The sequence below is a fragment of the Fulvimarina manganoxydans genome (genome assembly GCF_900176465.1).
Taxonomy (GTDB): Bacteria; Pseudomonadota; Alphaproteobacteria; order Rhizobiales; family Rhizobiaceae; genus Fulvimarina; species Fulvimarina manganoxydans.
Window position 1 is genome coordinate 1 of record NZ_FWXR01000037.1, and the last position, 23990, is coordinate 23990.

General features: G+C 64.0%; 16 protein-coding genes. 12 read left to right on the forward strand and 4 right to left on the reverse strand.

Annotation, left to right across the window (positions count from 1 at the left end):
* Positions 1–200 precede the first annotated feature (200 nt).
* Entirely contained in the window at positions 201–1094 is an 894-nt protein-coding gene (folD, locus tag B9A15_RS21720; protein ID WP_084413014.1) for a bifunctional methylenetetrahydrofolate dehydrogenase/methenyltetrahydrofolate cyclohydrolase FolD, read from the reverse strand.
* Complete coding sequence (locus B9A15_RS21725; protein ID WP_084413016.1) at positions 1094–2770, reverse strand: formate--tetrahydrofolate ligase; 1677 nt, start codon at positions 2768–2770, stop codon at positions 1094–1096. Before B9A15_RS21725 ends, folD begins: the two co-directional genes overlap by 1 nt.
* 297 nt (positions 2771–3067) lie before the next feature.
* On the opposite strand from B9A15_RS21725, the gene B9A15_RS21730 reads away from it, so the two are divergent.
* From B9A15_RS21730 to B9A15_RS21765, 8 genes are all read left to right on the forward strand, one after another.
* The gene (locus B9A15_RS21730; RefSeq protein WP_084413018.1) at positions 3068–3697 is read left to right on the forward strand and encodes a LuxR C-terminal-related transcriptional regulator; all 630 of its coding nucleotides are present in this window, start codon (positions 3068–3070) and stop codon (positions 3695–3697) included.
* Positions 3698–3918: 221 nt separating this feature from the next.
* Complete coding sequence (locus tag B9A15_RS21735) at positions 3919–5028, forward strand: S-(hydroxymethyl)glutathione dehydrogenase/class III alcohol dehydrogenase (protein ID WP_084413020.1); 1110 nt, start codon at positions 3919–3921, stop codon at positions 5026–5028.
* A 2-nt stretch (positions 5029–5030) separates the two neighbouring features.
* Positions 5031–5510, forward strand: coding sequence for a GNAT family N-acetyltransferase (locus B9A15_RS21740; RefSeq protein WP_244557076.1), 480 nt, complete (start codon positions 5031–5033; stop codon positions 5508–5510).
* A gap of 56 nt (positions 5511–5566) precedes the next feature.
* On the forward strand, positions 5567–6403 hold the full coding sequence (fghA, locus tag B9A15_RS21745; RefSeq protein ID WP_084413022.1) for an S-formylglutathione hydrolase: 837 nt from the start codon (positions 5567–5569) through the stop codon (positions 6401–6403).
* Between the two features lie 345 nt (positions 6404–6748).
* Positions 6749–7573 carry an amidohydrolase family protein gene (locus B9A15_RS21750; RefSeq protein WP_084413024.1) on the forward strand — a complete coding sequence of 275 codons (825 nt, stop codon included), beginning with the start codon at positions 6749–6751 and terminating at the stop codon, positions 7571–7573.
* 1243 nt (positions 7574–8816) lie between these two features.
* Positions 8817–9227 (forward strand): MerR family transcriptional regulator, encoded by a 411-nt coding sequence (locus B9A15_RS21755; RefSeq protein ID WP_084413026.1) that lies wholly within the window; start codon positions 8817–8819, stop codon positions 9225–9227.
* Positions 9228–9279: 52 nt separating this feature from the next.
* Complete coding sequence (locus tag B9A15_RS21760) at positions 9280–10416, forward strand: thiolase family protein (protein WP_084413028.1); 1137 nt, start codon at positions 9280–9282, stop codon at positions 10414–10416.
* The gene (locus tag B9A15_RS21765; RefSeq protein ID WP_084413030.1) at positions 10416–12740 is read left to right on the forward strand and encodes a 3-hydroxyacyl-CoA dehydrogenase/enoyl-CoA hydratase family protein; all 2325 of its coding nucleotides are present in this window, start codon (positions 10416–10418) and stop codon (positions 12738–12740) included. Before B9A15_RS21760 ends, B9A15_RS21765 begins: the two co-directional genes overlap by 1 nt.
* A 372-nt stretch (positions 12741–13112) precedes the next feature.
* Here the strand turns inward: B9A15_RS21765 and B9A15_RS22730 are convergent, their stop codons facing one another.
* Positions 13113–13598, reverse strand: a complete 486-nt coding sequence (locus tag B9A15_RS22730; protein WP_139798549.1) for a hypothetical protein — start codon at positions 13596–13598, stop codon at positions 13113–13115.
* Positions 13599–14291: 693 nt separating this feature from the next.
* On the opposite strand from B9A15_RS22730, the gene B9A15_RS22735 reads away from it, so the two are divergent.
* The 4 genes from B9A15_RS22735 to B9A15_RS21790 all read left to right on the forward strand — a co-directional run bounded on the left by B9A15_RS22735 (position 14292) and on the right by B9A15_RS21790 (position 22706).
* Positions 14292–15092, forward strand: a complete 801-nt coding sequence (locus tag B9A15_RS22735) for a hypothetical protein (protein ID WP_139798550.1) — start codon at positions 14292–14294, stop codon at positions 15090–15092.
* On the forward strand, positions 15004–16764 hold the full coding sequence (locus tag B9A15_RS21780) for a DinB/UmuC family translesion DNA polymerase (protein WP_210190568.1): 1761 nt from the start codon (positions 15004–15006) through the stop codon (positions 16762–16764). The genes B9A15_RS22735 and B9A15_RS21780 overlap by 89 nt, the downstream gene beginning before the upstream one ends.
* 15 nt (positions 16765–16779) lie before the next feature.
* Positions 16780–20352 carry an error-prone DNA polymerase gene (locus B9A15_RS21785; RefSeq protein ID WP_084413036.1) on the forward strand — a complete coding sequence of 1191 codons (3573 nt, stop codon included), beginning with the start codon at positions 16780–16782 and terminating at the stop codon, positions 20350–20352.
* A 173-nt stretch (positions 20353–20525) separates the two neighbouring features.
* A complete protein-coding gene (locus tag B9A15_RS21790) occupies positions 20526–22706 on the forward strand; it encodes a methyl-accepting chemotaxis protein (protein WP_170923403.1) in 2181 nt (726 codons plus the stop codon).
* 360 nt (positions 22707–23066) lie between these two features.
* On the opposite strand, the gene B9A15_RS21795 is transcribed toward B9A15_RS21790, so the two are convergent.
* Positions 23067–23717: a helix-turn-helix domain-containing protein gene (locus B9A15_RS21795; RefSeq protein ID WP_084413040.1), complete on the reverse strand. Its 651-nt coding sequence runs from the start codon at positions 23715–23717 to the stop codon at positions 23067–23069.
* Positions 23718–23990: the final 273 nt, after the last annotated feature.

Genomic DNA, 23990 nt, shown 5'->3' on the forward strand with positions numbered 1-23990 from the left:
GAAGGGATCGAGCCATGCCACGATCTACCCGTGGGCGATCAGGGTCCCGTCGGTCTCCTTCCCGCACTCACTCTACACTATCCCAAACACACAGGGTCCCCGCACTCTTCGAGTGCGAGGATGACGAAGCATCGGGGGAAGCGGTTTCACGTTCGAGATCTTGAGACCCGACGGTGGTTTACGCAACGACGCAGGCGGACTTAAGCGGTCAGCCCCTCGGGCTCGGCCAGGCCGTTGGCGCGGCAGCAGGCCGTCACCGTATTGGCGAGGAGGCAGGCGATCGTCATCGGCCCGACGCCGCCGGGGACCGGCGTGATCGCGCCGGCGACCTTGGAGACGTCGTCGAAGTCCACGTCACCGACGAGGCGGGTGCCCCCGCCTTCCTTCTCGATGCGGTTGATGCCCACATCGATCACCGTCGTGCCCGGTTTGATCCAGTCGGCCGTCACCATGTTCGGCCGGCCGACGGCCGCCACCACGATATCGGCACGGCGCACGACACCCGGCAGATCCTTGGTGCGGGAATGGGCGATCGTCACGGTGCAGCTGTCCTTGAGGAGAAGCTGCGCCATCGGCTTGCCCACGATGTTGGAGCGCCCGATGACGACCGCCTCCATGCCCGACAGGGAGCCATGGTGATCGCGCAGCATCATCAGGCAGCCGAGCGGGGTGCAGGGCACCATCGACTTCTGGCCAGTGCCGAGCAGACCCACATTGGAAATGTGAAACCCGTCCACGTCCTTTGCCGGATCGATGGCCGCGAGCACCTTCTCGGCGTCGATATGGTCCGGCACCGGCAATTGCACGAGAATGCCGTGGATCGTCTCGTCGCGGTTGAGCTCGTCGATCAGCGACAGAAGATCGGCCTCGGAGGTCTTTTCGTCGAGCTTGTGCTCGACGGACTTCATGCCGGCCTCCTTCGTCGCCTTGCCCTTGGAGCGGACATAGACCTCGCTGGCCGGGTTCTCCCCGACCAGGACCACGGCGAGACCGGGCTGGATGCCGTGCTCCTTGACGAGACGCGACACATGCTCGCCGACGCGCTCGCGCACCGACGCCGCGAAGGCCTTACCGTCGATCAGCTTCGCAGCCATTAAAACAAACCCTCGATATGTCCATTGGCGTTCAGGGTGATGGAGTTGGCGGCCGGCACGCTCGGCAGGCCGGGCATCGTCATGATCTCTCCGCAGATCGCGACGACGAAGCCGGCGCCGGCCGAAAGACGCACCTCGCGAACGGGGATCGAATGCCCGCTCGGCGCGCCGCGCACATTGGGATCGGTGGTGAAGGAATATTGGGTCTTGGCCATGCAGACGGGCAGAGATCCGTGGCCGGCGGCCTCCCATTCCTTCAACTGATTGCGAACGCTCTGATCGGCGACGACCTCGCCCGCCCCGTAAATCTTCTTGGCGACGGTCTCGATCTTGTCGAGAAGCGGCATCTCGTCGGGATAAAGCGGCTTGAAGTCCGCCTCTCCGCTATCGGCGAGTTCGGCGACGCGCTTGGCCAGATCCTCGATGCCGGCGCTGCCATTGGCCCAGTGCTTGCACAGGACCGCTTCGACGCCGAGCTCGGCGACCCCATCCTTCAGCGCCTGGATCTCGGCATCCGTATCGGTGACGAAATGGTTGATGGCGACGACGACGGGAACGCCGAACCCTTTCACATTGGAGATGTGGCGAGCGAGATTGGCGCAGCCGGCCCGGACCGCGTCGACATTCTCGGCGCCCAGATCGGCCTTGGCGACGCCGCCATTCATCTTCAGGGCCCGGCAGGTGGCGACGATCACCGCACAGGACGGTTTCAGGCCCGCCTTGCGGCACTTGATGTCGAAGAACTTCTCGGCGCCGAGATCGGCCCCGAAGCCGGCTTCCGTCACCACATAGTCGGCGAGCTTCAGGGCCGTGCGGGTGGCGACCACCGAATTGCAGCCATGGGCGATATTGGCGAAGGGGCCGCCATGGACGAAGGCAGGATTGTTCTCCAGCGTCTGCACCAGATTGGGCTGCATCGCGTCCTTCAGAAGAACCGTCATCGCCCCATCGGCCCCGATATCGCGGCAGGTGACCGGCGACTTGTCGCGGCGATAAGCGACGATCATGTCGCCCAAGCGCCGCTTCAGATCGCTAAGATCGGAGGCCAGACACAGGATCGCCATGACTTCGGACGCCACGGTGATGTCGAAACCGGTTTCGCGCGGAAAGCCGTTGGCGACGCCGCCGAGGGAGGTCACGACCTGACGCAAGGCGCGATCGTTCATGTCGAGAACGCGGCGCCAGGTCACGCGCCGGATGTCGATGTCGAGATCGTTGCCCCAATAGATGTGGTTGTCGATCATCGCCGCGAGGAGGTTGTGGGCCGAGGTGATCGCATGGAAATCGCCGGTGAAATGGAGGTTCATGTCCTCCATCGGCACGACCTGGGCATGACCGCCGCCGGCAGCGCCGCCCTTCATGCCGAAATTCGGACCAAGCGAGGCTTCGCGGATGCAGATGACGGCCCGCTTGCCGATCCGGTTCAGTCCGTCGCCGAGGCCGACGGTCGTCGTCGTCTTGCCCTCGCCGGCCGGCGTCGGGTTGATCGCAGTGACCAGAATGAGCTTGCCGTCCGGCTTGCCGGCCTGGGCCGCGATGAATCCAGCCGAGACCTTCGCTTTGTCGTGTCCGTAAGGCAGAAGCTGCTCGGCCGGTATGTCGAGCTTGGCACCGATCTCCTGGATCGGCTTCTTGGCGGCAGCGCGCGCAATTTCGATGTCAGATGGCTGGCCCATGTCTCCTCCCGAAGTCAGGCTTCGTCTCATTTGAATCATTTTTCTTGGACGGGCGAACCGATCATTCCCTCGATCCGTCGTCGAATGCACATTGACAGCGCATTGTTCAAGTGTCGGACATGGACGCGCCAGCGCCACTACCGGATCGCAGACAAAATCCGCCCATTCGAGTAGTCCCGCTTCGTCCATCGGACAGGGGCTCAGACGCAATCTTTGCCCGATCGGAGGAAAGACACGAACCCCCGGATGCGCTAAGTTGTGCCAGATCATGGGGGGCACATGAATCGGGAGGAAACAATGGCGGGTAACCATCCGCGATTGCAGCCGACGCGTGTCTTTCTTCTGGAAGCCAATCCTCTGGTCGTCTCGGGCATCACAAGTCTCGTCCAAAACCAGGCCGATCTGGCGCTCGAGCGCATCAGCGAAAAAGGAAGCGATCTCATCGCCGCCACCGAGGACGGGATCGACATCGCGGTCATCGCCTGGGATCTGGCGGATATGAAGGCGCTGGAGGTCCTGCGCCGCTTGAAGGCCAAGAACAGCGCCGTCAAATCAGTGGTGTTCAGCAACAATCGCGAACCCAGCGCATTGCGCCAGGCAGTGCGTCTCGGCGCTCGGGGGTATTGCTACCAGCAGGACGACATCGACATCTTCTTCACGACCTTACGGGCCGTGGCGGCGGGGCATATTTGCATTCCCTTTATCGATTTCGCCTCCCTGAACGACACACCGCTCGCCGCGCTCAATGCGCGGGAGCGCGAACTCCTCGATATTCTGGCTCGCGGCTGGACGAATCAGCAGATCGCCAACCGGATCGGCATGTCGGAAAATACCGTGAAGTATTATCTCAAGAACATTTACGAAAAGCTCAATGTGCGCAATCGGTCCATGGCCGTCGCGCTCTGGACGCGCGAAACCCAGAACTGATGGACATGGCGAGCGCAAGGATCTCGGCAGTCCGATCGGAGACGGCGATCCGAGGAACGAACCGGCACGCAGAGCGGGCTCACCCGTCTGGGGAGCGTTCTTAAAAGGTCGGTCGGGGCGATGTCGCAACCGCGTTTCGAGGTCCCGATCCATGGTATTTGCAATGGCTCCAAAAATGGCTAGGAACCCGCGACAATCGCTTTCAAGGGGATCCCAAGCCGATGAAGACCAGAGCCGCCGTCGCCTTCGAGGCCAAGAAACCGCTCGAGATCGTCGAGCTTGATCTCGAAGGCCCGAAGGAGGGCGAGGTCCTCGTCGAGATCATGGCGACGGGCATCTGTCACACGGATGCCTACACGCTGGACGGTCTCGATTCCGAAGGCCTGTTCCCTTCGGTGCTCGGCCATGAGGGCGCCGGCATCGTGCGCGAGGTCGGAAAGGGCGTCACCTATGTGAAGCCCGGCGACCATGTCATTCCGCTCTACACGCCCGAATGCCGCCAGTGTAAGTCGTGCCTCTCCGGCAAGACCAATCTGTGCACCGCCATTCGCGCCACGCAAGGCAAGGGCGTAATGCCGGACGGCACCTCGCGCTTTTCCTATAAGGGCCAGCCGATCTACCATTATATGGGCTGCTCGACCTTTTCGAACTTCACCGTCCTGCCCGAGATCGCGGTCGCTAAGATCCGCACCGACGCGCCCTTCAAGACCAGCTGCTATTGCGGCTGCGGCGTGACCACCGGCGTCGGCGCCGTGGTCAATACGGCCAAGGTCGAGCCGGGCTCCAATGTGGTCGTCTTCGGCCTCGGCGGCATCGGCCTCAACGTCATTCAGGGCGCACGGCTCGTCGGTGCCGACAAGATCATCGGCGTCGATCTGAACAACGACAAGAAGTCCTGGGGCGAGAAGTTCGGGATGACGCATTTCGTCAATCCGAAGGAGATCGACGGCGATATCGTCGCCCATCTCGTCGAACTGACCGGCGGCGGCGCCGACTACACCTTCGACTGCACCGGCAACACCATGGTCATGCGTCAGGCGCTGGAAGCCTGCCATCGCGGCTGGGGCGTCTCGGTGGTCATCGGCGTTGCGGAAGCCGGCAAGGAAATCTCCACCCGGCCGTTCCAGCTCGTCACCGGCCGCGTCTGGAAGGGTTCGGCCTTCGGCGGCGCGCGCGGGCGCACCGACACGCCGAAGATCGTCGACTGGTACATGGACGGCAAGATCCAGATCGATCCGATGATCACCCACACGCTGAGCCTGGAAGAGATCAACAAGGGCTTCGACCTCATGCATGAGGGCAAGTCGATCCGCTCCGTCGTCGTCTACTGAGGGTGACCCTCGAAGCAGACAGCGCGCCGCCGGACATCGTGTTCCGGTGGAGCGCCTTCGACGAAATGTCTGCGCAGGAGGTCCATGATCTCCTGCGCCTGCGCTGCCTGGTCTTCGTCGTCGAACAGGCCTGCGCCTTTGCCGAGATCGACGGGCTCGACCCGGACGCGATCCATCTGCGCCTGATGATCGGCGACGATCTCGCCGGGTGCCTGCGCGTTCTCGCCGATGACGATGCGGTCCGCATCGGTCGGATCGTGACGGCGGCGGACTATCGCGGCCGCGGCCTCGGCGGCGAAATGATGGCGGAGGCCCTGCGCTATGCGCAAGAGCGCTTCCCGGACCGGGAGATCGCGCTGTCGGCCCAGGCGCATCTTGAGACCTTCTATGCCGGCCAAGGCTTCCGCGTCGCCTCCGAGCCTTACGACGAAGACGGCATACCCCATATCGACATGAGACGAGCCGCCGCGCATGGGGCCTGACCGGCCCGGCGCCCGCGCGGGCCCGACCTGAAACAAATGCGAGGGAGACAAGAGTGATGGAAACCGTTTCCACCAATACCGCTCATGGCGGCGTCCAGGGCGTCTACAAGCACGCCTCGAAGGAGACCGGCACGGACATGACCTTCTCGGTCTTCGTGCCGCCCCATACACAAGGCGCCAAGCTGCCGGTCGTCTGGTATCTGTCGGGCCTCACCTGCACCCATGCCAATGTCACGGAGAAGGGCGAGTTTCGCAAGCGCTGCGCCGAGCTCGGCCTGATCTTCGTCGCGCCCGATACCTCCCCGCGCGGCGAGGACGTCGCCGACGATGCCGACAAGGCCTATGATTTCGGGCTCGGCGCCGGCTTCTATGTGGATGCGACCGAAGAGCCCTTCGCCAAGCACTATCGCATGTGGAGCTATGTGACCGAGGAGCTGCCCAAGCTGATCGCGGAGAACTTCCCGGCCGATATGGACCGCCAGTCGATCATGGGCCATTCCATGGGCGGCCATGGCGCCCTGACGATTGGGTTGACCTTCCCGGAACGCTACAAGGCCGTCTCCGCCTTCGCGCCGATCGTCGCGCCGAGCCAAGTTCCCTGGGGCCACAAGGCGCTTCCCGGCTATCTCGGCGACGACAAGGCGAAATGGCGCAAGCATGATGCGGTGGCCTTGATCGAAGACGGCGCGCGCGTCGATGCGCTTTTGGTCGATCAGGGCGAGGCCGACAATTTCCTCGCCGAGCAATTGAAGCCCCAGCTTCTCGAAAAGGCCTGCACTGACGCCGGCATCGACCTGACGCTCCGCATGCAGCCGGGCTATGACCACAGCTATTATTTCATCTCGACCTTCATGGACGATCACCTGAGCTGGCACGCCAAACGTTTCGGCTGACGCATTCGGGCGGTCCGTTCGACCGGCCCACTCCGGCGCATCCTCGACCGATGCGCCGGCCGCTCGAAAGCTCGGCTTCGAGAGACCGACCCGCCGCGCAGACATTCAGCGAGGTCGGAAGACAAATCCGGCATGCGTTCCGCCGAGGACCTTTCGTCCCGCGCAACCCCCGAGGCGGTTCGTGTGAGCGGGACGCCGGTTCGGCCAATATGCCCGGCTTTCGCGGAATTGCTTCATCGGTCCTTTGGCGTGAGCCGTTCGCGATAGATGGTGATTGACAGAGCTTGATCCGCTGTTCAGGCCTTGAAGGCCCTATGGTCTCTTTTGATATCCCACGAGCTTCTCATGGTCATCGACTCCCATCAGCATTTCTGGCGCATATCTCGGGGCGACTATTTCTGGATGGAGGACGAAGGCGCGGCGCCTCTGCGCCATGACAGGCTGCCGACGGACCTTCTGCCTATGGCGAGCGAGGGCGGCGTCGAGGGCACGGTTGTCGTCCAGGCAGCGCCCACCGTGGATGAGACCATCTTCCTCCTCGAGCTTGCCGATCAAGCGCCGCTTATCCGAGCCGTCGTCGGCTGGATCGATCTCGAGGGCGACGTCGAGGCGCAACTTTCGCATATCGCCCATCCGAAGCTGCGGGGCATCCGGCCGATGCTTCAGGATATCGAGGATACCGATTGGCTGTCGCGCCCCGCAGTGCGGGACGGGTTGGCCCAGGTGGCGGATGCGGGGCTACGGCTCGACGCTCTCGTCAAGCCGCGTCATTTCAAGGTGCTCGAAGCCCTGGCGGTCGACATGCCGAATCTGCCAATCGTCGTCGATCATTGCGCAAAACCGGTCTTTGACGGCACCGATCCGGGCGATGATTGGCGGCAGGGAATCGCGGCTTTTGCCGCCCACGACCAGGTCGTCTGCAAACTGTCAGGGCTTGCGACGGAGTTCGGAACCGGGTGGTCGGCGGAGACACTCCGTCCGGTCTTCGATCATGTCATGGCGACATTCGGGGCCTCGCGCACCATGTGGGGCAGCGACTGGCCGGTCTTGGAACTCGCCGGAGACTATGGACGCTGGCTCGCAGTCGCGCGCGAACTGGCCGCCCCCTTGAGCGCCGACGAGCGCGAAGCGCTGTTCAGTGGCACCGCCGCGCGCTTCTACGACATCTGAAGAGCCGTGACGCCAGCGAACATATGAAAGCATCGCTTTCGAATGTTCGCTGGCAGCCCGAGCGGCGTCTAAGCCCTTCGCTGGACGTGGAATGACCCGAGGGGCCAATTCATTCGTCCGGCAGTATGAGTCTGCGGCTCCCGCATCGGTCCGAATATCGGAATTGATTTTTCCAAAAAGCACACGGCGCCCAACGACATTCACGCAATGATGCGCCGGGTCAGGATTGCGGGCGCTTGCGACCGACAGAAATCCTGACAATGACCTTGGCGACTTGTCTCAGCAGCCGGCAGCAAGCACCCGGCGACCTCACCCCACGGGGAGAAGTGCCCCAAGGGCGGATGAGAGATATATCTCCAACAAGACCAATATTTTCGCCGATCGGCATTTTTCCTAAGAGTGATTCGAGCAAGCCCTCGTCGCCTCTCGAGCGTGTCGAAGGGCGGCAGGTCTGCCCCGGGGAGAAGCGGGCGCGTCCATGTCCGGCCTTTACCTCTCAGCGAGAAGATATGTGAATGCCGCGGGACGCCCCTCGTGCATGACGAGCGCGAGGACAGCGAATGGCTGACCTCTGAGCCAAGGTCCCGCGAGACCCCGTTCGGAGGGACCGTCCTGCGCCCTGGCGCCTATGGGACGCATGGCGCACGAGGCGCTTTGACCCTTCCATCGACTTGATCGGGCGGCCCGCCGGTACCGTCCAATCAAACGGGTGCAAGATCGAAGGTCGTCGCCGATCGGGCGAGCGCTTTGATGATCTAAGCTCGCGATTTTCCGCCGGACATTTCGCTCGGGCGGCCCTGAGGCCGCGTGTTGAAATTCGTCCTCGCGAAGCGATTCAAACGGATTTCGTACGATCGATGCGGAGGTATGCAACCGAAGTCGTATGACGTTTACGTAAACTGCTTGATCAATGAGGAACAAGCGTGTATCCGCGTCTTCGGTGAGGCATCGTTCCGCACCGAATCGAGACTGACAGCCCTTTTCAGAGCAGCGCTTTGAAAGGGTCGTCGCCGGCTCGGCCCACGCTTTGCGTCGGTCGCATTGGAGGGCTCGAACCGTTGTTCGGTTCGATTGTTCGGCGGCGTCAGGTGGTGGGAGGCTTGTTCGATGGCAAGACATCCATGGATGGCTGCGGGTTCGCGGGCCTCGTGGACTCTTGTGCAGTATCCCATGGTCGGCGCTCCAAGCGGCGGACCGTATGAGGCTGCCTTCGCTGCACATAGTGTGAGAGCGCGCGCGGAAGATGGACGACCTATTCACGATCACAGAACTCGCGGACGAACTCTCCATCACGACCCGCACCATACGCTTCTACGAAGAGCAAGGCCTTCTCTCACCGGGTCGGCTAGGCTCGACACGCGTCTACACGCTGCGCGACCGGGCGCGCCTCTCGCTGATCATGCGCGGCAAGCGGCTCGGTTTTTCCATCCGCGATATCCAGGAATATCTGGAACTCTACGATGCGGACCCGAAGCACCAGAAACAGACGGGTGCTCTTCTCGCCAAGGCCCGGGCCCGCATTGTGGAGCTCGAGGAGCAAATGGACTCATTGAAGCTCACGCTCTGCGAGTTGAGGGCGATCGAGCGGACGGCCGCAGAAGCGCTCGGAGAAGACATGGAATCGGACGCCGGGCAGACTTGCCGGGACGACTGATCGCAACGGGCGAAACGTTGCAGATTTTCAAACACAAACGAGAGAAGAAGTCATGACACGTGCTGTCGTGGCGGGCTATGCGCGCTCGCCATTCACGCTTGCCCGCAAGGGCGCTCTTGCCAAGGTTCGGCCGGACGATCTCGCTGCGACGGTCGTGCGCGCGCTGGTGGAGCGTGCGGGTATCGACCCCTCCGACGTCGAGGATCTTCTCCTCGGTTGCGCCTTCCCGGAAGGCGAGCAGGGGATGAATCTGGCCCGGATCGTCGGCCTGATGTCCGGTCTGCCGAAGAGCACGGGCGGCGCGACGATCAACCGGTTCTGCGGCTCTTCGATGAGCTCCGTCCATGTTGCCGCGGGCCAGATCGCGCTCGGTGCGGGTGAGGTCTTCGTGTGCGCCGGCGTCGAAAGCATGAGCCGCGTGCCGATCATGGGGTTCAACCCGATGCCCAATCCGGCCGTCGCGAAGGCAAACCCGGAAATCTATATGAGCATGGGCGAGACGGCCGAGAACGTCGCCCGGCGCTGGCAGATCTCGCGCGACGAACAGGAAGCCTTCGCGCTTCGGTCTCAAGACAAGACCGCCAAGGCCATTCAGAATGGCGGATTTGCCGATGAGATCGTGCCGATCGAAGGGCCGGATGGAACCGTCGATACCGACGGGTGCCCGCGTCCCGGCACCACCAAGGAAGCGCTCGAAGGCTTGAAGCTTGCCTTCGCTGCCGATGGAACGGTTACGGCGGGCACCTCATCGCCGCTGACCGATGGTTGCGCGGCCGTGCTGATCTGCTCGGAAGACTACGCCGCGAAGAACGATCTCCCCGTCCTTGCCATGATCAAATCCGTGGCCGTCAAGGGTTGTTCACCCGAAATCATGGGCGTCGGCCCTGTCGGCGCGACACGTTCGGCGCTCGATCGCGCGGGGCTCTCGGCGAGCGATCTGGGCGTCGTGGAGCTGAACGAGGCTTTCGCCAGCCAATCCATCGCCTGCATTCGCGACCTCGGGCTGGACGAGGCCACCGTCAATCTCGACGGCGGTGCGATCTCTCTCGGCCATCCGCTTGGCGCGACCGGCGCCCGTATCGTCGGCAAGGCAGCAAGCCTCTTGAAGCGCGAAGGCGCAAAATACGCCCTGTCGACCCAGTGCATCGGTGGTGGCCAGGGGATCGCGACGGTTCTGGAGGCTGTATAATGACGACGATTGAAACGGCGGCCGTCATCGGTGCTGGCGTCATGGGTGCGACGATCGCCGCCCAGATCGCCAATTCCGGGACCAAGGTCCTCCTCCTCGACATCGTGCCAAAGGACGCAAAGAGCCGAAACGCGCTCGCGGAAGGGGCCATTCAGCGCATGCTGAAGGCCTCGCCCGCCCCCTTCATGCACAACAAGGCCGCGCGACTGATCGAGGCCGGCAATCTCGAGGACGATCTCGAGCGCCTGGCGGATGTGGATTGGATCGTGGAGGCGGTGATCGAGCGCCTCGACATCAAGCAGGATCTTTACCGCCGGATCGACGGCGTTCGCAAGACCGGCAGCATTGTCTCCTCCAACACCTCGACCATCCCGCTCGCAACGCTTCTGGAGGGTCTACCGGAAGGCTTTTCGAACGACTTCCTGATAACCCACTTCTTCAATCCGCCGCGCTACATGCGTCTTCTGGAGGTCGTCTCAAGCGGTGCAACGCGTGCCGAAGCCGTCAAGGCGGTCAGCGAGTTTGCCGATCGGCGCCTCGGCAAGACGGTGGTGACGGCCAAGGACACACCCAGCTTCATCGCCAACCGACTGGGCGTCTTCTGGCTGCAGACGGCCGCGATCGAGGCCGCCGAGCGCGGCATTGCGGTCGAGGCGGCAGACCAAGTGATCGGCCGCCCTTTCGGCTTTCCGAAGACGGGCGTTTTCGGACTTCTCGACCTCGTCGGTCTCGACCTGATGCCGCATATCAATGCGAGCCTGTCCAAGGCATTGCCCGAAGACGATCCCTACCAGAATTCGAACCGCGACTTTCCGATCCTGAAACAACTGATCGCGGAGGGTTATACGGGTCGCAAGGGCAAGGGCGGCTTTTACCGCGTCAACCGCGAAGGCGGTCAGACACAGAAGGAGGCGGTCGACCTTCGAACCGGCAAGTTCTCCCCCGTGACAAAACCGAAGCTTGCCGCGATCACTGAGGCCGGCTCCTCGCCGCGAGCGCTCTTGGAGCATGACAGCGAGGCTGGACGCTATGCCGCGGCCGTCATGGTTCCGACGCTCTCCTACGCCGCACGGCTGGTGGGCGATGCGGCCGATACGATCGCCGACATCGACGAAGCCATGCGGCTCGGCTATTCGTGGCAGCAAGGCCCCTTCGAACTGATCGACGCGATCGGCCCGGCTTGGCTTGCCGAGCGTCTCGAGGCAGCCAACGAGCCCGTGCCGCCGATCCTTCAGGCGGCGCGAAACGCCAGTTTCTACAAGACAGAGGGCGGCGAGCTGAAGCAGCTCGGCCTCGACGGCGCTTACCATCCGGTTGTGCGGCCGGAGGGCGTGCTTCTTCTGTCCGACGTCAAGCGAAGCGGATCGCCATTGCTTGCCAACGAGTCGGCCCGGCTTTGGGACGTCGGAGACGGCATTGCCTGTTTCGAGTTCACCTCGAAAGCGAACAGCATCGACGACAAATTGCTCATGCTTCTCGACGAAGCCTTGAGCCTCGTCGAAGCCAACTACACCGCACTCGTGATCCACAATGAGGGGACGAACTTCTCGGTGGGCGCCAATCTCGGGCTCGTCGCCGAGGCCCTGAAGTCTGGCGGTCACGAGGAGATCGGCAAGATCACCGCGCTCGGTCAGCAGATCTTCGGGCGTCTTCGGACCGCGCCATTCCCCGTGGTCGGCGCTCCCTCGGGCATGGCCGTCGGCGGGGGCTGCGAAATCCTGCTCCATTGCGATGCGGTCCAGGCCCATGCCGAAACCTATATTGGTCTTGTCGAGGCCGGCGTCGGTTTGATTCCCGGTTGGGGCGGTTGCGCGGAAATGCTTCATCGTTGGCAAACGATCGGGCGGCTCCCGAAAGGTCCGATGCCTGCGTCGGCCCGCGCCTTCGAGCTCATATCGGTGGCAACGGTCGCCAAGTCCGCGGCCGAGGCGAAGGACCATCTCTTCCTGCGCCCGCATGATCGCATCACCATGAACAAGGACCGACTTCTCGCCGATGCGAAGGAGCGAGCCTTGGAGCTGGCGAAGGATTACACCCCGCCAAAGGGTCGCGAATATCGCCTCGCGGGACCTTCAGGCCGAGCCGCTCTCGATCTCGCGGTCCAACAGGTCAGACATCAGGGCAAGGCGACACCGCACGACGTCGTCGTCTCGGGCAAGCTCGCCGAAGTGCTCACAGGGGGTGACGCCGATCCTCTCGACACGCTGACGGACGATATGATCCTTGAGCTCGAACGGGAGTGCTTCGCCGATCTCTTGAGAACGTCGGCCACCGTCGAACGGATCGAAGCCATGATGAAGACCGGAAAGCCGCTTAGGAACTGACCGGACACCCCGCCCCTGCGCGGTCAACGAAGTTCGACGCCGAGACCTCCGGTTTCGGCGTCCCCCGGATCCATTGAGTATCCGAGGCAGCAAAGACCAAAATCAAAAGCTGGCCAGTGCGATGGTGCCGGTCGTCTGAACCGCCTCAGAATGCACGACAGTTGCGTCGAATGGCGCATATCGAGGGCACGGCACTCAGATACAGGACCTTCGCTTTCATCGCACTCGTCATGCTTCAAGCTCCATCTTGAGCATCCAGTGCGCCAATGAAGCCACTCCTTTTTCATACGAAATCCGTTTAATCGCTTCGCGAACCGGATTTTTTAAAGCCGCTCGAACGCCGCGCGGGCTTTGATACGGAGCCCAACTGAATCAGTCGGACACCGTATTAGACGTTTCTGGATTCTCGGCACGGTGGCCAGAATGACGAAGCGTCGAAGCTCTCGGCTCTACGATCAAGTCGCCGCCTGCGTTCGAGCGTAGTGTCATGTATTGTGGAACCGCCTGGCCGGTTCTGATCAGAAGATCGCCTTCGGATTTCGAGCCGAAGGAAACAGCGGCCAGTTGAAGCGGCGCATCCGTTGTAAATTCGGATGTCATGGGCCGAGAGAACCGCGATGAGCTCGGTACCGGCAATCCTTCGGGATGCGGATTCTTCTGCTTTTGCGCCTTGCCTGTCACCGCCGCAGCCGGAACCGCGAGCGTGCTGGTTCCAGATCGAAGGTCATGAGCGCCACGCTCAGCTTTCTCAGCGTCTGACAGGATGACCAGCCCCTTGCTTGTCATCGGCCGATAGGAATTCAATCTGAGTTCGGCAGCTTGACTCTCTGCCGTCGCTCTGGAATCCATTTGGAACATAAGAGGAACGAACGCCTTGTCTGAAGGATGCACCGACCGCCTGTCGAAAGGCGGCGGAAGGAGAGCGCCATGCCGATTTGCGATCCTCGCTTCTGCGAGACGAAGGGTCCGGGCCGAGAGGAATTCGGCCGCCTCGTCGCATGGGGAAACAAGGCCAAGACGCAAGGGTTGATTGCGCGACAGGCGGAGACGGCGAAAGGCGGGCCGGTCTCTCTGAGCGATTCCCATGGACTTTGCGAGACGTCCGCGCACAGTGCGCCAGACGAACAAGCGGGTGCCGGCTTTTCGGCCATTCGCCTTGCAGCCAAGGGGATCGAGAGCTCTGAGCGATGCTGTTTCCTTGCTCGCGGCGCGAGCGAGGAGAAGGCGACGGAGGACGAAGAGGCTGAGCAAGGGCCCTGTCCGCGTGAGGTTTCGTCTCCTGGGCCGGAAACGGAGCGCCAAACAGTTCTGGAAGAGCTGCGTGGCGCGATCGCTCGGATCGAAGGAGCGCTCCCGGCGCGTCTTGACGCGCCTCGTTCAAAAGTCACGCGTCTTGATGCGCCGTGTTCGAAAATTGCGCGACTCGACGCATCTGATCCAAACATCTCGCGGCTTGAGGCGGCTCGTCAGACTCACTCACCGCTGGAGGCGCCTAGCTGTTCGTCTCCGAAAGCCGAGACGGCTTCCGATTATAGTCCTAAAGAAAAGTATTTGGCACAGCCGGCATCGGGCGGCGACAAGCCGGCCGAAACAGAGGCGCAGAGGCCTTGCCTCTCCCTCGGCCATCCGGCGATCGACGCCGCGCTCGGCGGCGGCCTGCCCCGACACGGGCTGATCGAGATCCGGGCGCAGGAAAGCCGCGACATGGGGGCGCTTATCGGCTTTTGCCTGGCGCTTGCCGCCCGTCTCGTCGCGGCCGTGGATCGTCCGCTTCTGTGGATCGGCGAACGCAGCGCTCTCGGCGAAGCGGGCCTGCCCTATCCGCCGGGCTTTGCCGCCTTCGGCCTCACCCCCCGCGCCCTCGCCCTCGTCTCGGCGCCAAGGCTGAAGGACGCGGTCTGGGCGGCGGAGGAGGCGGCCGCCTCCCGGGCGCTGGCGCTGGCGGTTCTGGAAGTCAGAGGCAATCCAGCGCTTCTGTCCCTCGACGGCACGCGGCGCCTGCATCTTCGCGCGCGCAAAGCCGGAACGCCGCTCCTTCTCCTGCGTCAGAGCGCCGAGCCGCAAGCGACGGCCGCCCCGTTGCGGCTCGCCATCCGGGCGGGGCCGGCGCTGACTGTCCCCGATCTTCCCACCCATCGCCGGCTGATCGGCGCGCCCACCTTTTGCCTGGAGGTGGAGAAGAACCGCGCCGGGCCGCCCCTTCGCCTCGACATCGCCTGGAGCCGCCATGACCGCCTCTTCTTCCCCGCAAAACGAACAGCCAGTGGAGAACCGCTTTCTCGCCCTCACCCTGCCGAGACTGCCCACCGACCGGATCATGCGCGAACGGGTGGGGCGCGGCTGGCGCTCTGAGGCGCAAGGAGCGACGGCGAACGAAGCGCCGCCCCTTCTCGCCCTTTACCGCAACGCGGCCAATGCCAATCGCATCACGGCGGTATGCGAGCACGCCGAACAGGCCGGTCTTCTGCCCGGCCTCGGCCTGGCGGAGGCGCGCGCCCGCTTTCCGACCTGCGAGACCCTGGCCTGCGATCCGGAGGCCGATCGGCGGCTTCTTGCCGCGATCGCCGACTGGTGCGATCGCTATACGCCCCTCGTCGCTCTCGATCCGCCTTTCGGCCTCGTCCTCGACATTTCCGGCTGCGCCCATCTCTTGGGCGGCGAGCGGGCATTGATGGACGACATCCTCATCCGGCTTTTCCATCAAGGTTTTGCGGCGAGCGCGGCGATCGCAAGTTCGGCCGGCGCGGCGATGGCGCTGATGACGGCGGGCGCTGCGCCGCTCATTGTGCCGCGCGGCGGCGAGATGGCGGCGGTCGCCGCCCTCTCCGTCAAAGCGCTGCGGCTGGAGCCGGAGACGACCGCGCTTCTGGCCCGCCTCGGCCTCAAGACGGTGGCCGCGCTTCTGGACCAGCCGCGGGCGGGGCTTGCCCGGCGCTTCGACAAGACGCTTCTCGACCGGCTGGATGCGGCAACGGGCATCACGGAGCGGCCTATCAATCCCCGCCGGCCGGTGGCGCATCTATCGGCCGAGCGGCGCCTCTTCGAGCCGATTTCGCTCATGGAGGACATCGCCCGCCTGCTTCTCAGTCTCACTGAGCGCCTGAAGGGCGATCTCGAAGAGCGAGGCCTCGGCGCCCGCCGGTTCGAACTCTCGCTTTTCCGGGTGGATGGGGTGGTGAACCGGCTCGAAGTCGGCACCGCCCGCCCCTTGCGTGAGCCCAAACGCGTCGCCGCTCTCTTTCGCGAGAAGCTGGCAAGCCTCGGCGACGAGCTCGATGCCGGCTTCGGTTACGATCTGGTGCGCCTTTCTGTCCATGAGGCCGAATCGCTGGAAGGGACGCAGACCGATCTGACAGGCGAGGACCCGGAGGGAACGGGCCTCACCCATCTCGTCGACCGGCTCGGCGCGCGTCTCGGCCAGGAGGCGGTGCTCATTGCCAAGACGGTGGAGAGCTGGATTCCCGAGCGCGCCGCCCACTGGCGCCCGGCAGCGACGGCGCTAACAGAAAGAGCTCGCCCGGCAGCGACGGCGCTGGCAGAGAGAGCCCGCCCGGCAGCGACGGCGCTGGCAGAAAGTGGCCGACAGGAAGAGACGGCGCTAGGCGACAGGACTCGCGGAACAGCGAGCGCGTTTGCGAGGCGAAGTCGTCGGGCCGCAGGAAACGCCACATCTCCGATCGAAACGCGCCCAGGTCCGGCCTTGCGCCCTTTGCGCCTCCTCGCCCGGCCCGAACCGATCGAGGCGAGCTTTGATCTGCCCGATGGGGCGCCTTTTTCCTTCCGCTGGCGCCGTGCGCTCTACCGGGTGCGCCGAGCAGAAGGGCCGGAGCGCATTGCCGGCGAATGGTGGCGCGAGACCCCAGAGGCCCCGCGCGACTATTTTCGCGTGGAGGACGAGACCGGCCGCCATTTCTGGCTCTTTCGCGAGCATCGCGACCTATCGGGCGATCGGGAAATCATCGATCCGGACCTCGTCCTGCCAAGCCATCCCGCCGTCTGGTTCATGCATGGCCTCTTCGCCTGACCGAATGAGCCAAGAATGTCCCTTTCCATCTCCCCTCACCTGCCCGAAACGCCCCGCTTTGCCGAGATCGGCGTGGCCAGCGCTTTTTCCTTTCTGCGCGGCGCCTCCCAGCCCGAGGAGCTCGTCGTCACGGCCAAGCGCCTCGGCCTTGCCGGGCTCGGCCTTGCCGACCGCAACACGGTGGCCGGTGTCGTGCGCGCCTATCAGGCGGCCAAGGAAGCCGGCCTTCCCTTCGCCCCCGGCGCACGCCTCGTCTTTGCCGACGAAACGCCGGATGTCTTCGCCTATCCGCGCGATCGGGCGGGCTGGGGGCGGCTCTGCCGGCTCTTGAGCTTAGGCAATCTCAGGGCCGAGAAAGGCACCTGCATTCTGGAGCGGAACGACCTTCTGGAATGGGGCGAAGGGCTCAATCTCGCGCTCCTGGCGCCCGACTGGCTGGGCAGCTTCGAGCCGGACGAAGAGGAGCGCCTCGTCACCTTACGCGCAGGTCTCTTCGAGCTTCGCGCCTCCTTCCCCGGCCATCTCCATCTCGCCGTTGCCCCCCGTCATGACGGCTTCGACGAGCGCCGTCTCGCGCGGGCCGATGGTCTTGCGCGCACCTGCAACATCCCGCTTCTAGCGACGAACGACGCCTTCCACCATGCACCGGCCCGCCGACGCCTCATGGATGTCATGACCGCCATTCGCGAGCATGTGCCTCTCGCCGAGGCGGGCCATCGCCTCGCCGTCCATGCCGAACGCCATCTGAAACCGGCCGAGGAGATGGCCCGGCTCTTTCGCGCCTATCCGGAAGCGATCGAGACGGCGAGCCGTTTCTTCTCGGAGCTCTCTTTCGATCTCAAGAGCCTGAAATACGAATATCCCGACGAGGCCCTGAGGCTCGACTGCACGCCGCAAGAGGCTTTGCGCCGCCTTGCCGAGGCAGGCGCGCGCTGGCGCTATCCGAACGGCGTCCCGGAAGCGGTGTCGAAGGCGATCGAGCACGAGCTCTCGATCATCCGCACCCTCGAATACGAGCCCTATTTCCTCACCGTCCACCACATCGTCGAGTTCGCCCGCTCGCGCGGCATTCTGTGCCAGGGGCGCGGCTCGGCCGCCAATTCGCTCGTCTGCTATGTCATCGGCATCACCGAGGTCTCGCCCGAACGAGCCGGCCTTCTCTTCGAGCGTTTCATCTCGCCCGACCGGCGCGAGCCGCCCGACATTGACGTCGATTTCGAGCATGAGCGGCGCGAAGAGGTAATCCAGTATATCTTCGACCATTATGGCCGCGACAATGCCGCGCTCGCCGCTACCGTCATCACCTATCGCGCCCGCTCGGCCTTTCGCGAGGTGGGCAAGGCCTTCGGCCTGTCGGAGGATGCGGTGGGCGCCCTGTCGGGCTCGGTCTGGGGCTACCATTCCTCCGAGGTCGGCGAGCGCGAGGCCGAATCCGCTGGGCTTTCGGCCAAGGACCCGACGACCGCCGCCGTCCTGCATTACGCCTCGGAGATGGCCGGCTTTCCCCGCCATCTCTCCCAGCATGTGGGCGGCTTCGTCATCACCCGCGGGCGGATCGACGAGGTGGTGCCCATCCTCCATTCCTCGATGGAGGGGCGCACCATCATCGAATGGGACAAGGACGACATCGACGAACTCGGCATTCTGAAGATCGATATTCTCGCCCTCGGCATGCTCTCCTGCATCCGCCGGGCCTTCGGCCTCTTGGAGGACCATTACGGACGACGGATCACGCTGGCCGAGCTTTCCGAGGCCCAGGACGATCCGGCGACCTACAAGATGATCCGGCGGGCCGACACGCTCGGCGTCTTTCAGATCGAAAGCCGGGCGCAGATGACCATGCTGCCCAAATTGCGCCCCAACTGCTTCTACGACCTCGTCATCGAGGTGGCGATCGTGCGCCCCGGACCGATCCAGGGCGACATGGTCCATCCCTATCTCAGGCGGAAGATGGGGCTCGAAAAGGTCACCTATCCGAAGCCCGAACTGGCGGAGGTGCTGGGCCGCACCCTCGGCGTGCCGCTCTTTCAGGAACAGGCGATGCGGATCGCCATCGTGGCGGCCGGCTTCACGCCGGGCGAGGCCGACCGCCTGCGCCGGGCGATGGCGACCTTCCGGCGGGTCGGCACCATCCACACCTTCCAGAAGAAGATGGTCGAGGGCATGGTCGAGAGAGGCTATGAGCGCGATTTCGCCGAGCGCTGCTTCAAGCAGATCGAGGGGTTCGGCGAATATGGCTTTCCCGAAAGCCATGCCGCGTCCTTCGCTCTTCTCGTCTATGCCTCATGCTGGCTGAAATGCCATTATCCGGACGTCTTCGCCTGTGCCCTCCTCAACGCCCAGCCCATGGGCTTTTACGCCCCGGCCCAGATCGTGCGCGATGCGCGCGAGCATGGCGTTACCTTCCGCGACGTTTCGGTGAACCATTCCTTCTGGGATCAATGCCTGGAACCCGACCCCTTCGAGGCCTCCAGCATCGCGCCGAGGCACAAGGAGATGCGGCCGGCCATCTGGTCGACCCATGCGGTGCGGCTAGGCTTTCGCCAGGTGAAGGGCCTGTCCGAGGCCGAGATGGCGGTTCTCGTCGAGAAGCGCGGGCGCGGCTATGATTCGGTGCGCGACCTCTGGCTGCAGACCGGTCTCAAACGCGCCACGATCGAACGCCTCGCCGAGGCCGACGCATTTGCCTGTCTCGGCCTGTCGCGCCGGGATGCGCTCTGGGCCGTGCGCGCGCTCGATCCGGCGGGCGCGGCCGAGCGCCTGCCGCTCTTCGATCAAGCCGCCAAGGCCGATCTTCAAGCCGAGCCGGATGCCCGCCTGCCGCCCATGCCCATGGGCGAGGAGGTGATCAACGACTATCGCTTTCTCGCCTTGTCCCTGAAGGCCCATCCCGTCTCCTTCGTCCGGGCGGAACTGGCGGCGCGCCGCGTCATGGAGAACAGGCGGCTGGAGACCTTACGCTCTGGGAGCCGGGTGACGATCGCCGGCCTCGTCCTCGTGCGCCAGCGGCCGGGCTCGGCCAAGGGCGTCATCTTCGTCACCATCGAGGACGAGACGGGCACCGCCAATGTCATCGTCTGGCCGAAGCTCTTCGAGCAGAGCCGCAAGATCGTCATCGGCGCCCGCTTCGTGAAGGTGACGGGCCGCATGCAGGAAGATCATGGCGTCATTCATGTGGTCGCCGAAACGCTGGAAGACCTCACCCATCTCCTCGCCCCGATCGCGGCGGGCGAGCCGCTGGGGCGCGAGGGGCTTGCGCCAGCCGATCACGTGAAGAGCCCCTTGCGCCGACCGCCGGGTGCGCGCGCGGGCGGCATGAACAAGGCCGATGTCGAGGCGGTCGCCTTTGCCGCCGGCTCACTCGCCGCCGCCTTGTGCAATGCCGACGAGGTTCGCAGGCCGATCGACGAGGACGCCAGAACGAAGCGGCGTCCCCTCTCGGGCGCCGCGCGAACCGCATCCTCGCAGCACAAGGCCGATCGCATTGACCGGGCCCCTTTCAGACCAGCCCCCATCCCCAAAACCACGCCGGACTTGAAAGACGGAGCCATCGGGCACGTTCTGCCGAAGGGACGGAATTTTCACTGACATGGATCGAGAGACGCCGGCGGATCGGCATCGAGGACGTCGATGACAATAAGCCAGCCGGCTTCATATCACTGGTTAACGGTTCGCTTAATCAAAATGAGTACTGAGTCGTCATGCTTGGTTGCGCGCGCGGCCGGGCGACGACTTGGCCCTTCTTTGAAGCGAGTGTCTTCATGCGCCTGAACAGACTGAAAATTCGCTCTCGTCTGCTTCTTTGTCTCATGATTCCGACGGCTGCTGCCCTGGCCCTCGGCGCGTTATGGCTCAACATTTACTTCGAACGCTATGACCGGATGGACGGGCTCGTCTCGCAGATCGAGGAGTTGCGCCTTGCCGGCGAGCTCGTCTCGGCGCTGCAGGCCGAGCGCGACACGACCGCCGGCTTTATCGGGTCGCGCGGCGAAAAAATGGCGCCCGATATGGCAGCGGCACGCGAGGCAACCCGAAAGGCGCTTCAAGCCTATCGCGACCATCCGAGCGCCGATCCGGCCGAAGCATCAAACGAAGGAGACGCCGGCTTCGAGGAAAAGATCGCCAAGCTCGACGAGATGCGCGCGACGATCGACAAGCTGAGGCTCCCGGCCAGCATCGCCTTCGACATCTATACCGGCACGATCACCGACCTCACCAGCCAGACCGCCGGCCTTGGCCTCGGCGCGACCGATCCGCGGCTGGCCAAGAAGCTTCAGGCCTATCGAAGCCTCTTCGCCGCGAAGGAATTCGCCGCTCGAAAGCGCAGCCTCGGCACCGGCGCCATCGGAATCGGCTTCTTCGACGCGACCAAACTGACCGCCTTCAACACGGCGGCGGGCGGTCAGGCCGCCGAATTCGACCGTTTCGTCTCCATGATCGACGAGGCGGAACGGGAGATGGTGACGGCGAGCCTCGCCGAGATCCGCATCAGCGACATCGAAAGGCTCGTGCGCCGCATCAGCGAGAAGGGCACCGGCGGCGATCTCTCCTCCTATGATCCGAGCACCTTTTTCGGCGTGGTCTCGCGCGAGATCGATGCCATGAAAGATCATCAGGCCAGCCTGATCGCAGCGATCACCGGGATCGCCGAGGCCGCTCGGGCCAGCGCCCTGCAAAGCCTGACCGCCGCCGGCATCGCTGGCGGGGCGAGCCTCGCCCTGGTCGCCCTCGTCTCCCTCCTTCTCAGCCGCTCGATCACATCCCCGCTGGCCGGCCTCAATCGCTGTATGGAAAAACTTTCCCGCGGCGAGGTCGACATGACGGGTGTCGATGTCAGCGGCCGCGACGAAATCGCTCAAATGGCCCGCTCGATCGAAGGCTTCGTCGCCTGGACCGAGGACAATGTGCGACAGCGCCGTCAGCTCGACGCCGAGAGCGCCGAACTTCGCGAAAGCGAGCGAAGCCTTCGCGATGCCGAGCGCGAGACCCGGGCGGCGGAAATCTCGAACGCGATCGCGATCCTCGGCGACGGCCTCACCAAGCTCGCGGCGGGCGACGTCTCATGCCGAATCGACACCGCGCTTGCCGGCGAACTTGACCGGCTGCGCACGGACTTCAACCATTCGGCCGAGCGTCTCGAAGCGGCGCTGCGTCTGGTTCGCGGCGTCGCCTTCGCGGTGTCGGAAGGGGCGTCGGAATTGACCGCCGCCTCGCACGAGCTCGCCAAGAGCACCGAGCACCAGGCGGTGAATATCGAGACGACCTCCGCGGCGCTCTCGGAGATTGCGAGAACCGTTCGCTCGACCGCGGAACGGGCGGGACGCGCCGGCCAGCTGGTCGTCGAGGCCTCGGACTTTGCCAGCACCTCGTCCCATGTGGTCAAGGATTCGGTGACGGCGATCCAGGACATCGCCGCGTCCTCTCAACAGATCTCGGCGATCATCGGCGTCATCGACGAGATCACCTTCCAGACCAATCTTCTGGCGCTGAATGCGGGTGTCGAAGCGGCGCGGGCGGGCGAGGCCGGCAGGGGCTTTGCGGTGGTCGCCCAGGAGGTGCGCGAACTCGCCCAGCGATCGGCGACGGCGGCCAAGGAGATCAAGGCCCTGGTGGAAAAGTCGGTCGCCTCCGTCGATCGCGGCGTCACCCTGTTCGGCAGGACGGAGACAGCGCTCGGTGGCATTATCGGCCGCGTGGAAGCCGTTCGCGACGAGGTGACGTCGATCGTTGAGGCAGCGCAACAACAAGCCGACGCCCTCGGCCATGTCAACGACTCCATCGCGCAGATGGACCGCGACACCCAGAGCAACGCCGCGATGGTCCAGCAAGCCTCCACATCGGCGGCGACCCTCGGCACCCAGGCCGACGATCTCGCCCGCCAGGTCGCGAGCTTCCGCCTCTCCGACACGCAGACCCGCCCCATTCGGGCGCAAGCGGCGTAAGGCTCACGGGTTCCAGGGACTTGTTCCAGGAGCCCTCATGGAGGCGTCCGCATGGCGCTCGAACGCTCCCGCCGTCTGAGAGACGCATCGCCAGCCCGGGGCCTCGCTCTCGAAGACAAGCGACGCGTTTCAAAGCGCGACTGATGGAGGATGTGCCGGCTGCAGCCATGCGGGCCCCGCGCGAGCGGGGACCAAAGCGCCTCGATCAGCGCCTCGATCGCCGGGCAATCCAGCCATTCTCCGGATAATCGAACCCACATGAAACGACGGGCGATCCGTCAGGATCGCCCGTCGCTCTCTCGATCTTCGATAACGTACCGGTTTGCCGAAAAACCGGTCCCCGCCTTTTCGCCCGGTACCCTAAACGGCTTCCACAGACCGCTCGAAGGCGAAATAATGGATGACGGGATCATAGCAGCGCAGAAGCTCCTCGACGAAGCTCTTCGGCTCCACGCCCAAAGCCTCGGCGAAGGCGACGAACTCCTCGGGCGGCACGCGCCCGGCGCCGCGCTCGATCTGCGAGACGCGCGTATAGAACTTGTAGCCCATCCGCTCGGCCATATCCGCCTGGGTGAGGCCCGCCGCCTCGCGAAGCCCCTTGATATAGGCGCCCGCTTCCTTGCGCAGATCGCGCGCCTCGAAAGCCGTCAGATTCGGAAAGTCCGGCATCGCCTGCATCGGCTGGCCCAGACGAAGCGTCTCATGGCCGATGTCGCTCTCGTCGAACAAGGCGCTGAAGGTCAGCGGGTCGTAATAGCGCATCAGCTTGCGGGCGAAGAACCGCGTATCGACGCCGAGCGCCGCCGCAATCGCGGCATAGCGATCCGGCGCGACGCGGCCCGTGCCCTGCTCGATCGCGGAATATTGGGTGTAATAGCGATAGCCGGCAAAGGTGCCCACATCGTGCTGCGTCAAACCCTGCCGCTCCCGCACCGAACGCATCCAGGCGCCGGCTTTCTTGCGCAGCTCCTTGCTTTCGTCGGTGACCGCCCTTTGCGGGTTCGTATACATCGCTCTGCCCCTGTCATCGCCCCCGGACGGCCGCACGCCCTGGTTCGATTGTTACTTTCTTGCCGCAGCATGTAGCACGTTCACACGAGGCGTGTCCAGAACACATTTTTTCGCACATAGCATCTTTACCGCCATTTTTAATCAGGCTATACGGCTTCCCGGACAGCGTGGGGGACGTTGACGTTGCCCCTGTGGCTTGATCCAGGTTGAAGTTCGTTCTGGCCGATCAATAAGGACCAGAACATGAAGCGCAGCCGTTTCTCCGAAGAGCAG